At 66.5% G+C, this 12477-nt stretch carries 15 protein-coding genes; 6 read left to right on the plus strand and 9 right to left on the minus strand.

Annotated features, from left to right (window positions below; genetic code table 11):
• Nucleotides 1-8 precede the first annotated feature (8 nt).
• Entirely contained in the window at nucleotides 9-536 is a 528-nt protein-coding gene (gene def, locus GGR46_RS05995; RefSeq protein ID WP_183995460.1) for a peptide deformylase, read from the plus strand.
• Between the two features lie 30 nt (nucleotides 537-566).
• Here def and GGR46_RS06000 read toward each other — a convergent pair whose 3' ends face one another.
• Complete coding sequence (locus GGR46_RS06000) at nucleotides 567-932, minus strand: hypothetical protein (protein WP_183995462.1); 366 nt, start codon at nucleotides 930-932, stop codon at nucleotides 567-569.
• A 268-nt stretch (nucleotides 933-1200) separates the two neighbouring features.
• On the opposite strand from GGR46_RS06000, the gene GGR46_RS06005 reads away from it, so the two are divergent.
• The 3 genes from GGR46_RS06005 (at nucleotide 1201) to GGR46_RS06015 (ending at nucleotide 4093) form a co-directional block, all read left to right on the plus strand.
• Nucleotides 1201-2577: a DNA recombination protein RmuC gene (locus GGR46_RS06005; RefSeq protein ID WP_425506529.1), complete on the plus strand. Its 1377-nt coding sequence runs from the start codon at nucleotides 1201-1203 to the stop codon at nucleotides 2575-2577.
• 4 nt (nucleotides 2578-2581) lie between these two features.
• Nucleotides 2582-3358, plus strand: coding sequence for an AAA family ATPase (locus GGR46_RS06010; protein WP_183995464.1), 777 nt, complete (start codon nucleotides 2582-2584; stop codon nucleotides 3356-3358).
• A gap of 66 nt (nucleotides 3359-3424) precedes the next feature.
• On the plus strand, nucleotides 3425-4093 hold the full coding sequence (locus tag GGR46_RS06015; protein ID WP_183995466.1) for a tetratricopeptide repeat protein: 669 nt from the start codon (nucleotides 3425-3427) through the stop codon (nucleotides 4091-4093).
• A gap of 197 nt (nucleotides 4094-4290) precedes the next feature.
• Here the strand turns inward: GGR46_RS06015 and GGR46_RS06020 are convergent, their stop codons facing one another.
• The 8 genes from GGR46_RS06020 to GGR46_RS06055 all read right to left on the minus strand — a co-directional run bounded on the left by GGR46_RS06020 (nucleotide 4291) and on the right by GGR46_RS06055 (nucleotide 10185).
• Entirely contained in the window at nucleotides 4291-4986 is a 696-nt protein-coding gene (locus GGR46_RS06020) for an META domain-containing protein (protein ID WP_183995468.1), read from the minus strand.
• Between the two features lie 76 nt (nucleotides 4987-5062).
• Nucleotides 5063-5863, minus strand: a complete 801-nt coding sequence (locus GGR46_RS06025; protein WP_183995470.1) for a TrmH family RNA methyltransferase — start codon at nucleotides 5861-5863, stop codon at nucleotides 5063-5065.
• A 32-nt stretch (nucleotides 5864-5895) separates the two neighbouring features.
• Nucleotides 5896-6168: an HPr family phosphocarrier protein gene (locus GGR46_RS06030; RefSeq protein ID WP_183995472.1), complete on the minus strand. Its 273-nt coding sequence runs from the start codon at nucleotides 6166-6168 to the stop codon at nucleotides 5896-5898.
• Nucleotides 6165-6572, minus strand: a complete 408-nt coding sequence (locus GGR46_RS06035; RefSeq protein ID WP_183995474.1) for a PTS sugar transporter subunit IIA — start codon at nucleotides 6570-6572, stop codon at nucleotides 6165-6167. Before GGR46_RS06035 ends, GGR46_RS06030 begins: the two co-directional genes overlap by 4 nt.
• Before the next feature lies 1 nt (nucleotide 6573).
• On the minus strand, nucleotides 6574-7503 hold the full coding sequence (gene rapZ / locus GGR46_RS06040) for an RNase adapter RapZ (RefSeq protein WP_183995476.1): 930 nt from the start codon (nucleotides 7501-7503) through the stop codon (nucleotides 6574-6576).
• On the minus strand, nucleotides 7500-7928 hold the full coding sequence (locus GGR46_RS06045; protein ID WP_183995478.1) for an HPr kinase/phosphorylase: 429 nt from the start codon (nucleotides 7926-7928) through the stop codon (nucleotides 7500-7502). The genes rapZ and GGR46_RS06045 overlap by 4 nt, the downstream gene beginning before the upstream one ends.
• Nucleotides 7929-9509: a sensor histidine kinase gene (locus GGR46_RS06050; RefSeq protein ID WP_183995480.1), complete on the minus strand. Its 1581-nt coding sequence runs from the start codon at nucleotides 9507-9509 to the stop codon at nucleotides 7929-7931.
• The gene (locus tag GGR46_RS06055) at nucleotides 9478-10185 is read right to left on the minus strand and encodes a response regulator transcription factor (protein WP_183995482.1); all 708 of its coding nucleotides are present in this window, start codon (nucleotides 10183-10185) and stop codon (nucleotides 9478-9480) included. Before GGR46_RS06055 ends, GGR46_RS06050 begins: the two co-directional genes overlap by 32 nt.
• Nucleotides 10186-10373: 188 nt before the next feature.
• Here GGR46_RS06055 and GGR46_RS06060 point away from each other — a divergent pair, with 188 nt between their 5' ends.
• Together GGR46_RS06060 and GGR46_RS06065 are read left to right on the plus strand one after the other, a co-directional pair.
• Nucleotides 10374-11987 carry a phosphoenolpyruvate carboxykinase gene (locus GGR46_RS06060; RefSeq protein WP_183995484.1) on the plus strand — a complete coding sequence of 538 codons (1614 nt, stop codon included), beginning with the start codon at nucleotides 10374-10376 and terminating at the stop codon, nucleotides 11985-11987.
• Nucleotides 11988-12025: 38 nt separating this feature from the next.
• Complete coding sequence (locus tag GGR46_RS06065) at nucleotides 12026-12475, plus strand: hypothetical protein (RefSeq protein ID WP_183995486.1); 450 nt, start codon at nucleotides 12026-12028, stop codon at nucleotides 12473-12475.
• Nucleotides 12476-12477: the final 2 nt, after the last annotated feature.

Genomic DNA, 12477 nt, shown 5'->3' on the forward strand with positions numbered 1-12477 from the left:
TTGGCGCCATGGCCATTCTACCGATTGTCGAAGTACCCGATCCGCGTCTGCGTCTCATCTCCGAACCTGTCACGGAGGTGACCGACGAACTGCGCGACCTGATCGCGGACATGTTCGACACGATGTACGACGCGCCCGGCATCGGCCTCGCCGCGATCCAGGTGGGCGTGCCCAAGCGCCTGATCGTCATGGATCTCCAGGAACAGGAAGACGAGGAAGGCAAGCCGATCCGCGAGCCGCGCGTCTTCATCAATCCCGAGATCCTCGATCCGGCCGAGGAGCAGTCGATCTATACCGAGGGCTGCCTGTCGATCCCCGAGCAGTTCGCCGATGTCGAGCGCCCCGCGCGCTGCCGCGTGAAGTGGCTCGATGAGAAGGGCGTCGCGCATGACGAGGTCTTCGAGGGCCTGCTCGCCACCTGCATCCAGCACGAGATGGATCATTTGCAGGGCATCGTCTTCATCGATCACCTCTCGCGCCTGAAGCGCGACATGATCCTCAAGAAGCTCAACAAGGCGCGCAGGGCCGCCGCCTGATCTCCGGCGCGCGGCCCCTTCGGTGCCGCGTCAGCCGATCACGATCGTTCCGGTCGACGAAGCGGACTTGTATTGCTTGCCGATCTGGGCGACGAAACTGCTAGATGCCGCGCTGACGCTGCCCAGGCCGTCGCCGCTGTTGAAGTCGTGCGAGCCGTGCAGCGTGATGTTTTCCGGCGGGATCTTCGTGTCGGGCAGCTTGCCGAAGAACAGGGTGATCCAGACCTGGGCGGTGTTGAACGCCTGGGTGCCGCAGCTTATCCGCCGTACGATCGAATAGGTGCCGACGGGCTGCTTCTTCGCGTCGCTGAGCTTGCCGCCTTCGATCTGGAAGCGTCCGGCGGCGTCATCGACATTGTTGAGGCATTCGCGGGCCAGATGATAGGTGAGGGCCATGTGCGTGTTCCTTTTTCGCTGGTGCGATGGGACGATGGTGAACGCGCGACCCCTGATTCCCCCCGATCCGGGTGGGTGGCCCATAGTCGGGCAGTGCATATATTCAAACAAGTGAAGATATGTCGGAACCGGACCCTAAATTAACCCTGTCCTACTCAGACTGTTCAAGTTATGTTCCGCGCTTGAGCATCCGCGCGGGCTGTGCGCCTGGTCCGGCCTTTCTCGCGCGTGCATGTCGTGAACTTAGTGAACTTCCGGGAGGCTTGTGTTGGAATTGCTGGCGCTAGGAGTTGCGGTCGCCGCGCTCGTCATCGGGCTCGGCCTGGGCATGTTCCTGGGCGGGCGCCCGGCGGCGCAGATGCGGGCCGAGCGCGATGCGCGGGAGGCGCAGTTCAAGGCGGCGATCACCGATCTCGCCGCGGCAGAGGAGCGCGCCAGCCATGTCGAGGCGCTGCGCAGCCAGGCCGAAATGCTCCGCGACGAGCGCGACGATGCCCGGCTCCAGCTCACCGAGCTGCGCACCAAGGCGGAAGCGTTCGAGGAGCGTCTCGCCGAGTTCAAGGGCGCGCGGGAGGCGATGGCCGGCCAGTTCCGCGAGCTCGCCGGCACGATGCTCACTGAGACGCAGGAAGCCTTCCTCAAGCGCGCCGAGGAGCGGTTCAAGGAATCCGAGCAGACTTCGGGCCAGAACCTCAAGGCGCTGCTCCAGCCGGTCAACGAGCGGCTCCAGCGCTATGAGGAAGGTGTCGCCAAGGTCGAGGCCGAGCGGCGCGACGCGTTCGGCGACCTCAAGGGCCAGATCGAACAGATGCGGATCGGCCAGGAGCGGGTGAGCAGCGAGGCGGCCAAGCTGGTCAATTCGCTGCGCAACGCGCCTAAGGCGCGCGGCCGCTGGGGCGAGCAGCAGCTGCGCAACGTGCTGGAGACCTGCGGCCTGTCCGAACATGCCGATTTCGAGACCGAAGTGAACGTCGCGGGCGAGGATGGCGGGCGGCTGCGCCCCGACGTGATCGTCCATGTGCCGGGTGGCAGCGCGCTGGTGATCGATGCCAAGGTCTCGCTCAACGCGTATCAGGACGCGTTCGGCGCAGTGGACGAGGAGGAGCGGCGCATCGGCCTCGCCGCGCATGCGGCCTCGATGAAGGCGCATATCAACGGGCTGGGCAACAAGGCCTATTGGAACCAGTTCAGCGAGGCGCCCGACTATGTGATCATGTTCGTGCCGGGCGAGCATTTCCTCTCCGCCGCGCTCGAATTCGATCCGACGATGTGGGATTTCGCCTTCGAGAAGCGCGTGCTGCTCGCCACCCCGACCAACCTGATCGCGATCGCGCGCACCGTCGCTGCGGTGTGGCGCCAGGAGAAGCTCGCCAAGGAGGCGCGCCAGATCGGCGAGCTCGGCAAGGAGCTGTACGACCGGCTGGCCAAGGCGCTGGGCGATCTGCGCGTTGTCGGCTCGGGGCTCAACACCGCGGTCAAGAATTTCAACACCTTCGCCACCAGCCTCGAGACCCGCGCGCTGGTCTCGGCGCGCAAGCTCAAGGAACTGAACGTCGAGACGGGCGCACGCGAGATCGAGGCGGTGCCGCCGGTCGAACTGCTCGCCAGCCATGCCGGCGAGCCCGAGGCGGAAGCGGCGGAATAACGCGATGCCGCGCTACCGGCACACCAGCCTGCCGCCGCCCTATCTCAAGCGCATCTGGCTCGATCCCGAGGCCGAGGCGAACTGGGCCGCCTATCCCTGGTGCCTGCCGCTGTTCCGCAGGCGCGAGTTCGAGCTAGGCTTCGACCGGCCGGTGACGATCATCGTCGGCGAGAACGGCGTCGGCAAATCGACCCTGCTCGAAGCGATCGGGGTGATCGCCGGGTTCGACGAGAGCGGCGGCGGCCCGGGCTATCTCGCGGTGGACAACAGCCGCGCGCTGGAGAGCAGCGGCGGTGCGCTCGCCGGCACGCTCAAGGCGAGCTGGCTGCCCAAGATCGGGCAGGGCTGGTTCTTCCGGGCGGAGAGCTTCTTCTCGGTCGCCCGGTATCTCGATACTGCCGCGCGTGAGGGCGGTGCTGCGCCGCCCGACTTTCTCTCGCATTCGCATGGCGAGAGCTTTGTCCGCTTCTTCGAGGAGCGCTGCGCCCGTCCGGGCATCTTCCTGTTCGACGAGCCCGAATCGGCGCTGTCGCCCAATCGCCAGTTCGATTTCCTCCGCCTGCTCCACCGCATCCAGCAAGAGGGCAAGGCACAGGTGATCATGGCCACCCATTCGCCGCTGCTGATGGCGCTGCCCGATGCAACGCTGCTCGCGATGAACCGTTACGGTCTCGAGCCGGTCGATCTCGAAGACACGCTGCATTTTCGCCTGCAGCGCCAGTTCGCGCTCGATCCGCACGGCATGGTGCGCGATCAGCTGGAAGGACAGGCCGGGGACTGATCGATGTGGTGACGGCGGCGCCGCTGCGGGATAGTCTGGCGCGCTATCGAAAAGGAGGGGAATTCGATGAAGCTTGCTTTCGCACTCTTGCTTGCCGCCGCGCCGATCGGGGCCGCCCAGGCCCAGGAGTCGACCAACGACGCCAAGCTCGGCGAGATCGTCCAGCTGATCCAGGGGGGGCAGCCGCAACAGGCGGTGGACAAGCTCAACCCGCTGCTCGCCGATTACGAGCGCCGCTATGCCGGCAAGCCGAAGCCGCTTTGCGATGTCGAGCCGGCCGAGACCAAGGCCTATGCCGGGGTGGCCGGCAAGGATTATACCCTGGCGGACGGCGGCTGGTGCATCGCGCTCTGGGCCAAGGGGTTCGCGCTGATCGACCTGAAGCAGCTCGATGCCGCGGTGCCCTTCCTCGAACGCTCGGTGGCGCTGGCGCCGTTCCATCCGCATTATCTGTCCGAGCTCGGCTATGCCTATCAGGCGCAGAAGAGCTGGCAGCGTTCCTATGATTTCTATGCCCGCGCCGCTGATGCCGCGCTCCGCCAGGAAGGCGATCGGCGCAACAAGTCGCTGCGCCGCGCCTGGTTCGGCATGGCTTTCGACATGATCGAGATGGGTCGGCTCGACGATGCGGAGAAGCTGTTCCGCAAGTGCCTGGAAGTGTCGCCCAACGACGAGGCCGTGAAGAGCGAGCTGCGCTATATCGAGGAGCAGCGGGCGAAGAAGAAGACCAGCTGAGCGGTACGCGGCTAGGATTCGGTTGCTTGGCTGGTGTGGCCAGGCGGCCGGCCTGGCAGCTCCTTGCCCTGTTGGAAAGACAGGATCCCGCCTGCGGGGCCCGTTCCGGTTACCGCTTCCGGAACTTCAGCGAGGGGGCGCTGCGGCATGCGATATAGGCGCGCGGGGCGATGGTCTCCATCGCCCCGCGCGTCAGGTCAGGGTCGGCTGCGGACCAGGGTCAGGCTGCGGCCGCGGGGGCCGGTCAGCACCAGCTTGCCGGCCCGGTTGGTCGAGACGGTCAGCCGCTCGCCGAGCAGCCCGAGAATGGTCTGCTCCTGCAGGTTCCGGGCGCGGTCGATACAGGCCATCTTGGTGCTCGCCACGCCGCCGGTGCTGATCTGGCCACGGGCGAACGTATAATTGCCGGTGAAGCGGTTGCAGCCGGCATTGCCCGAGACCCGGCCCTTGTCGAATGCGATCGAGGGGCGGGAGCCCGGCGCCACCGGGCGTCCGTTCAGTGCGGTGATCTGCCAGTTGCCGTCGACCAGGCCGGTACCGGCCTCGGCCCGCGGTTCACCGCCGCAGCCCTCGAACCGGCGTCCGTCGACGGTGACGGTCACAGTGTCGGGATGGACGCGGTCGCTCATCCCGTCGCGGCACGGGCGATGGTTGGTGTTCACGTTGATCCGGCGGGTCTGCCACATCTCGCCGGCAAAGCCGTGGATCACCTTGGGCGTCGGCACGCTCACCGGCCGGCGACCCGGCGCCTCGAAGCGCATGGTCCGCGCGCCGATCGTCAGGCTCCAGAACGGCTCGGTGCCGCCGGCGCGATAATCGGCCTGGGCCTGCGCCGCGGCGGGCAGGGCGGTCAGCGCGATCAGGCTGGCGGCGGCGATGGTCGAAAGTCGCATTGATTCACTCCCTCTATGCGGAACACAATGCATGGGACGGTCTGAACCGACCATGGCCGTAACGATTAGCTGGCGTTCAGCTTCGCTGCTGGCCGAGCACCTCATAGGCCATGACGGCGGTGGCGATCGCGGCGTTCAGGCTGTCCGCCTTGCCGAGCATCGGTATCTTGACCAGCAGGTCGCAGGCTTCGGCCATGAAGCCGGGCATGCCCTGCGCCTCGTTGCCGGTCAGCAGGAAGGTCGGCGCCTCGTAGAGCGGCGCGCGATAGTCATGCTCGGTATCCAGGCTGAGCCCGACCAGCTGGCCCGGCCCCTTGCGCAGCCAGACGAGGAAGTCGCCCCAGCTCGATCGCGCCACCGGCACGGTGAACAGCGCCCCCATGCTGGCGCGCACGGCCTCGACCGAGAAGGGATCGACGCAGTCGTCGATCAGGATCAGCCCGCCGGCGCCCACCGCATCGGCGGTGCGCAGGATGGTGCCGAGGTTGCCGGGATCGCGCAGCCGCTCGGCGACCAGCCAGATGCCTGCCTTGGTGCGATCGAGATCGGCCAGGGTGACGGCGAAGTCGGGATATACGCCGACCACCGCGCCCGGATTGTCCTTGCCCGAGAGCTTGGAGAGGATGTCGGCATTGGTCTCGACTGCCCAGCCGCCCGCGCCCTCGGTGGCGTCGACCAGCGAACGGACCAGCGGATGGCCGGCCATGTCCTTCGAGTAGAAGAGATATTCCGGCACCCGCCCGGCCTCGTGCGCCTCGGTCAGGATGCGCAGCCCCTCGGCGAGGAACAGGCCTTCCTCGCGGCGATGCTTCTTGTCGCGCAGGTTGCGGACGCGCTTGATGAGCGGATTGGAAAAGGCGGTGATTTCGCGAGGCATCGGCGGCCTTTAGCTACTCCGCGCGGACGAGGCTATTCCTCGTTGAACCGCGCTTCGACCAGCTCGACCAGCGCCTGCACCGCGCCATCGGCGCCGGCGCCCTCCGCGCTGATCGAGATCGTGTCTCCCTTGGCGGCGCCAAGCATCATCAGGTCGAGGATCGACGTGCCCGAGGCGGTGTTGCCGTCCTTCTCGACGGTAAGTTCGACCGGTTGGGCGGTGGCAAGCGTCACAAAGGCCATGCTGGCGCGCGCGTGCAAGCCGCGCTTGTTCGAAATCGTGACGTTTCGGATCGTGCGACTCAAGCGGCAGCCTCTCCCAGGACTTCGGATGCGACGGTGATGTATTTGCGGCCCGCGTCGCGCGCAGCGGCCACCGCTTCGGTGACCTTCATCGTCTTGCGCGCGCTGCCCAGGCGGATGAGCATCGGCAGGTTGATCCCTGCGATCACCTCGACCCGGCCTGCCTCCATCAGGGAGATGGCGAGGTTCGAAGGCGTGCCTCCGAACAGATCGCTCAGCACGATCACGCCGCGACCCGAATCGACGCTCTGGATCGCCGCGGCGATGTCCGCGCGGCGACCTTCCATGTCGTCCTCGGGCCCGATGCAGATCGATGCGATCTGCTCCTGCTTGCCCACCACATGCTCCATCGCGACTACGAACTCCTCCGCGAGTCGTCCGTGCGTCACGAGCACCAAACCGATCATTTCAAACTCCGCCCCCTGCCGTGGTCACCGGGGCCCCCTCCAGCGAGTCCTGCGGCGCGGTCTTGGTATCACGATGCGCCACCGTGGGCGAAAAACCCGCGGCGCGCAACCGCTGGGCCATCCGTTCGGCGACATGAACCGACCGGTGGCGGCCGCCCGTGCATCCGAACGCTATCGTAACATACGCCTTTCCCTCGGCCTGGTAGCGCGGGACCAGCAGGAGCAGCAGCGACTCGATCTGCGCCATCGCCGCCGGATAGGCGGGATCGGCGGCGATATAGGCGGAGACATCGGCATCCCGGCCGGTCCCGGGCCGCAACTCGGCCACCCAATGCGGATTGCGCAGGAATCGCATGTCGAACACCAGGTCCGCATCGCGCGGCAGGCCGCGGGCGAAACCGAAGGAAACGACCGAGATCACCGTCTCACCCAGGCCTTCGCCGGAGAAGGTCGCGCGAATCTGCTGGGCGAGCTCGTTCGAGCTGAGATCGGTGGTGTCGATCAGCCGATTCGCCCAGCGGCGCAGCGGCGTGAGCAATTCGCGCTCGTGCGCGATCCCGTCCCAGGCCGGACGATCCTGCGCGAGCGGATGGCGGCGGCGCGTCTCGGAATAGCGCCGCTCCAGCTCGGCACCCGAACATTCCAGGAAGAGCGTGCCGATGTCGTGGCCATGCTCCTCGCGCAGCTTCTTGATGCGACGGACGATGCTCTCGGGGTCGAAACCGCGGGTCGTGCTGCCGATGCCGATGGCCAGCGGACGATCGTCATCCGCTTCGGCCGGTGCGGTGTCGAGCAGGCGGTTGAGCAGCAGCAGCGGCAGGTTATCGACGACTTCCCAGCCGAGATCCTCCAGCGTGCGCAGCACCGTCGATTTGCCCGCACCGGACATGCCGGTGACGAGCAGGATCTGCTTGGGGCGCGCCTTGCTCATCGTGCGAGGGCCCTTAGCGCATATTCCACCTTGATGGGAGCCGCGGGCTCGCTCGGCCCCAGCGCGAGCACCGGGATCTCGATCCCCGCGATGCGGCGCGTGCGACGGTCCTCGGGCAGGCGTGGCGCGTCGTCCAGCACCACCACGGCCAGCGCGACGGGCGCTTCGTCGAGGCTGGGCAGCGGCACCGCGCCGATCCCGCGAATCTCGATGCGCCCGCCGGTACCCGCAGGCACGGTGGCGCACAGCGCCTTGCCGCGGCGCACGCAGACGGTCCGCGCATCGACCACCAGCATGGCGCCACGGTCGATCAGCCGGAGCAGCAGATCGGTGCGCTGGGCATCGTCCCGCGCCTCGATCAGCACGCCCTGCCCATCGATCGCCACACAGGCGGCCAGAATGGATTCCGAAGAAATTTCAGCCATTCAGCTTCGTCCTGCCAGTGGCAGACGAACGACGAATCTTGCCCCGCTCAATCGATCCTCCCGCGATTCGACTGAAATGCTCCCCTGGTGGCCCTCGACGATCGTACGGGCGATGGCAAGCCCCAGACCGGAGTGCTGGCCGAACGCCTCCTGCTGCGGCCGCACCGAATGGAAGCGGCGGAAGATGTTCTCGCGGGCTTCCTCCGGCACGCCGGGGCCTTCGTCCTCGACGCGGATCGTCAGGTCTTCCTCGTCGCTGGCCGCGGAAATGGCGATCAGGCCGCCCGACGGCGAAAAGGAGATCGCGTTCTCGATCAAATTCTCGAACACGCGCTCCAGCCTTGCGCCTTCGCCGAGCACGGTGAATTTGGTCCCGGCGGCACGATCAAAGGCGATGCGGATGCGGTTGGGGATACCGCGCGTCTCGCGCTGGTCGAGCAGCGCCCGGATCATCGCGCCGATATCCACCGGCTCGAAGGTGGCACGGCTGAGTTGGGCGTCGAGGCGCGAAGCCTCGGAGATATCGGTGATCAGCCGGTCGAGCCGCAGCACGTCGTCGCGGACGATCTCGAGCAGCTGGTCGCGATGCTCCTTCTTCTTCACCGCAGCCATCCCGTCGACGGCGGAGCGCAGCGAGGCGAGGGGGTTCTTCAGCTCGTGGGTGACGTCCGCGGCAAAGGCCTCGGTCGCGTCGATCCGGGCGCGCAGCGCCTGGGTCATGTCCGAGAGCGCCCGGGCGAGCAGGCCGATCTCGTCGCTGCGGTCGGGCAGGCGGGGCACCACCACTTCGCGGGCGCGGCCCAGCCGCACGCGGATCGCTGCGCGGGCGAGCAGGCGCAGCGGCCGCACGATCGTCCGCGCCAGGAAGAGCGAGAGCAGGATCGAGAATACCGAGACGAACAGCAGCACCATGCCCAGCCGGAAGCGTTCGGCGCGCACGGTCTGGGTAATGTCGCGGGCGTTTGCCGTGGTCATCACCACGCCCAGCTCGGTGATCGGCGCAGCGGCGGTGATCACCGGCGTGCGATCGGGCGCACGCCATACCGTCGCCGGCGTACCGTGCGCGGAAAGGGCGGTGCGCACATCGGGCCAGTCGAGACCCTGGTCGACCGGGCGCTCGCGGTAGAGCGGCGCGCGGTCGGCGCCGGCCACCGTATCGATCACGGCATCGAGGATGCGCGCCGCCTCGAGCCCCCAGGGATCCTTGTCCGGATCGCGCAGCACCACGTTGCGCAGCCCCAGCGTCTTGCTGTCCGCCAGCGATTTGCCCTTCTCGTCGAACAGCCGGATGCGGGTGCCGGTGTCGCGTGCCAGGCTCAGCACCAGCAGGTCGCGGCGCTTCTCGTCCTTGGCCGAGGCCAGCGCCTGGGCGATCAGCCGCACTTCGCGACCGGCCTGCTCGACGCGGCTGTCGACCATCCGGCTCCGGTAGGAGTCGAGATAGTAGAAGCCGCCGCCCAGCAGCGCGAGCGCGACGATGTTCACCGCGAGGATGCGCGGCGTCAGGCTGACGCGATTGGACCATTTGAGCGCGAGGTCGCGCTCGTCCCTACTCGTCCGAGAACCGGTAGCCCGCGCCATAGAGCGTCTCGATAGCATCGAATTCCGGATCGACCTGCCGGAATTTGCGGCGGACGCGCTTGATGTGGCTGTCGATGGTTCGGTCATCGACATAGATGTCGTCCTGATAGGCGGCATCCATCAGCTGGTTGCGGGTCTTCACGATCCCCGGGCGCTGCGCCAGCGTCTCGAGGATCAGGAATTCGGTGACGGTGAGGGTCACGTTGGTGCCGTTCCAGGTCACGCGGTGGCGTGCCGGGTCCATGGTCAGCCGGCCGCGCTCCAGCGCCTCGGCGGTGACTTCCTCGCCACCCTCGGCGCTCGGCTGCGCGGCTTCGGTCCGGCGCAGGATCGCGCGGATGCGGGCGATGAGAAGCCGTTGGGAGAAGGGCTTGGCGATATAGTCGTCCGCGCCCATCGCCAGGCCCAGCGCCTCGTCCAGCTCGTCGTCCTTGCTGGTCAGGAAGATCACCGGGATCGTGCTCTTCTCGCGCAGCTTCCGCAGCAGCTCGAGCCCGTCCATCTTCGGCATCTTGATGTCGAGCACCGCCAGGTCAGGCGGATTGTCGATCAGCGCCTTCAATGCGCTCTCGCCATCGGAATAGACTCGCGTCAGGAAACCCTCGGTCTGCAGGGCGATCGAGACGGAGGTCAGGATGTTACGGTCATCATCGACCAGCGCGATCGTAGCGGTCATGCGTTTGCGACACTCGGAACCATTGATTGGACGGCGTAACCGAAACTTCTTCGCCGCTCAATCGGCTGACAACGTTTACTCGGGTTGACCCCCCTTTCGGCAGGGGCTTATGGCCACGCAATAATATTGCACTGGGCGGCAACAGCCCGGGCAAATCACCCCCAGGGTGTTTGGAGACGGAGGCAAATTTGACCGAGCGCACGCCGCGCCACGGTCTCGATGTCATGGGCATCGGGACGGGCGCCGATATTTTCTGGAACCTCGAAACCGCCCAGCTCGTCGAGCAGGCCGTGTCGCGTGGGGAGGGCAAGCTGGCCAAGGATGGCCCGCTGGTCGTCACCACGGGCAAGCACACCGGCCGCAGTGCCAAGGACAAGTTCATCGTCCGCGACGCGACGACCGAGGACAGTGTCTGGTGGGGCAAGGTCAACAAGGAGATCAGCCCGGCGCATTTCGCGGCGCTCAAGGCCGATTTCCTCGCCGAGATCGCCAACCGCGACACGCTGTTTGTGCAGGACCTGTATGGCGGCTCGCAGCCCGAGCACCGCGTCAATGTCCGCGTGATCAACGAGCTGGCCTGGCACAATTTGTTCATCCGCACGATGCTGGTCCGCCCCGAGGGCGCCGAGCTAGCCGGCTTCGTGCCCGAATACACGATCATCGACCTGCCGAGCTTTCGCGCCGATCCCGATCGCCACGGTACCCGCAGCGAGACGGTGATCGCTGTGAACTTCACCGAGAAGCTGATCCTGATCGGCGGCACCGCCTATGCCGGCGAGATGAAGAAGAGCGTCTTCGGGCTGCTCAACTATCTGCTGCCCGTCGATGGGATCATGCCGATGCACTGCTCGGCCAATATCGGCCCCGAAGGCGACACCGCAGTGTTCTTCGGCCTGTCGGGCACCGGCAAGACCACGCTCTCGGCGGATGCGTCGCGCACGCTGATCGGCGATGACGAGCATGGCTGGTCGGACACCGCCGTCTTCAACTTCGAAGGCGGCTGCTACGCCAAGATGATCAACCTCTCGGCCGAAGCCGAGCCGGAGATCTTCGCGACGACGAAGCGCTTCGGCACGGTGCTCGAGAATGTCGTGATGGACGAAGAGAGCCGCACGCTCGACCTGGCGGACAACAGCCTCGCGGAGAACAGCCGCGGTGCCTATCCGATCGACTTCATTCCCAATACCTCCGAGCGCAATCTCGGACCTGTCCCGCGCAACATCATCTTCCTGACTGCCGACGCCTTCGGGGTGATGCCGCCGATCGCGAAGCTGACGCCGGACCAGGCGATGTATCATTTCCTCTCGGGCTACACCGCCAAGGTTGCCGGCACCGAGATCGGGGTGACCGAGCCCGAGACGACCTTCTCGACCTGCTTCGGTGCCGCTTTCATGCCGCGCCACCCGGCGGTGTACGGCAATCTGCTCAAGGAGCGGATCGCGAAGGGCGGTGTCGATTGCTGGCTGGTCAACACCGGCTGGAGCGGCGGCCGCGCTACCGATCCGGGCATCAAGCGCATGCCGATCCGGGTGACTCGCGCGTTGCTCAACGCCGCGCTCGACGGCAGCCTGGCCCAGGCCGAGTTCCGCAAGGACCCGAATTTCGGGTTCATGGTGCCGGTCGCGGTCAATGGCGTGGACAGCGCGATCCTCGATCCGCGTGCGACCTGGGACAACAAGGCGGATTATGACGCGACCGCCGGCCGCCTGGTCGACCAGTTCGTCGAGAACTTCGCCCAATTCGCGGATCACGTGGATCAAGGCGTCCGCGAGGCCGCACCGCAAGTGACAGCTACCGCATAACCGGCCCGGTCATCGATCGGGCGACAGGAGCCCGATCGATGACCGAGTTCTCGCCAAGACTGTTCGCCACCGACGCCGAGATCGTCCATCTCGGCGAAGGCCTGCTCGCCTGTTCGCTTGCGAAGGAGGAGTGGACCCATGAGGCGCATCTCGCCGCATGCCTGTATCTGGTCGCCGAACGTCCGGACATCGATGTCGATGCCGAGATCGCCGGGCTGATCTCGCGCTTCAACGAGAGCGTCGGCGGGGTGAATGACGACAAGGGCGGCTATCACGACACGATCACCCGCACTTATGTCGCCGGCGTGCGTCTGTTTCTTGCCCGGACCAGCGAGACCGGACTTGCCGCGCGCGTCAATGCGCTGCTGGCATCGCCGATGGGCCGGCGCGACTGGCCGCTCGGTTTCTACAGCCGCGAGCTGCTCTTCTCCGTCCCGGCGCGTCGGGGTTTCGTTCCGCCGGACCGGGCACCGTTGCCCTTGGGCTGAGC

It is taken from the genome of Sphingomonas kyeonggiensis (assembly GCF_014196745.1).
In the GTDB taxonomy this organism is placed as follows: domain Bacteria; phylum Pseudomonadota; class Alphaproteobacteria; order Sphingomonadales; family Sphingomonadaceae; genus Sphingomonas; species Sphingomonas kyeonggiensis.

Bases quoted from the DNA above. Each gene is read 5' to 3' on its own strand.
- GGR46_RS06055 (WP_183995482.1), bottom strand. From the start codon at position 10,185: ATGACCGCTACGATCGCGCTGGTCGATGATGACCGTAACATCCTGACC.
- rapZ (WP_183995476.1), bottom strand. From the start codon at position 7,503: ATGAGCAAGGCGCGCCCCAAGCAGATCCTGCTCGTCACCGGCATGTCC.
- GGR46_RS06035 (WP_183995474.1), bottom strand. From the start codon at position 6,572: ATGATCGGTTTGGTGCTCGTGACGCACGGACGACTCGCGGAGGAGTTC.
- GGR46_RS06065 (WP_183995486.1), top strand. From the start codon at position 12,026: ATGACCGAGTTCTCGCCAAGACTGTTCGCCACCGACGCCGAGATCGTC.
- GGR46_RS06050 (WP_183995480.1), bottom strand. From the start codon at position 9,509: ATGGCGCGGGCTACCGGTTCTCGGACGAGTAGGGACGAGCGCGACCTC.
- GGR46_RS06000 (WP_183995462.1), bottom strand. From the start codon at position 932: ATGGCCCTCACCTATCATCTGGCCCGCGAATGCCTCAACAATGTCGAT.
- GGR46_RS06010 (WP_183995464.1), top strand. From the start codon at position 2,582: ATGCCGCGCTACCGGCACACCAGCCTGCCGCCGCCCTATCTCAAGCGC.
- GGR46_RS06045 (WP_183995478.1), bottom strand. From the start codon at position 7,928: ATGGCTGAAATTTCTTCGGAATCCATTCTGGCCGCCTGTGTGGCGATC.
- GGR46_RS06015 (WP_183995466.1), top strand. From the start codon at position 3,425: ATGAAGCTTGCTTTCGCACTCTTGCTTGCCGCCGCGCCGATCGGGGCC.
- GGR46_RS06020 (WP_183995468.1), bottom strand. From the start codon at position 4,986: ATGCGACTTTCGACCATCGCCGCCGCCAGCCTGATCGCGCTGACCGCC.
- def (WP_183995460.1), top strand. From the start codon at position 9: ATGGCCATTCTACCGATTGTCGAAGTACCCGATCCGCGTCTGCGTCTC.
- GGR46_RS06025 (WP_183995470.1), bottom strand. From the start codon at position 5,863: ATGCCTCGCGAAATCACCGCCTTTTCCAATCCGCTCATCAAGCGCGTC.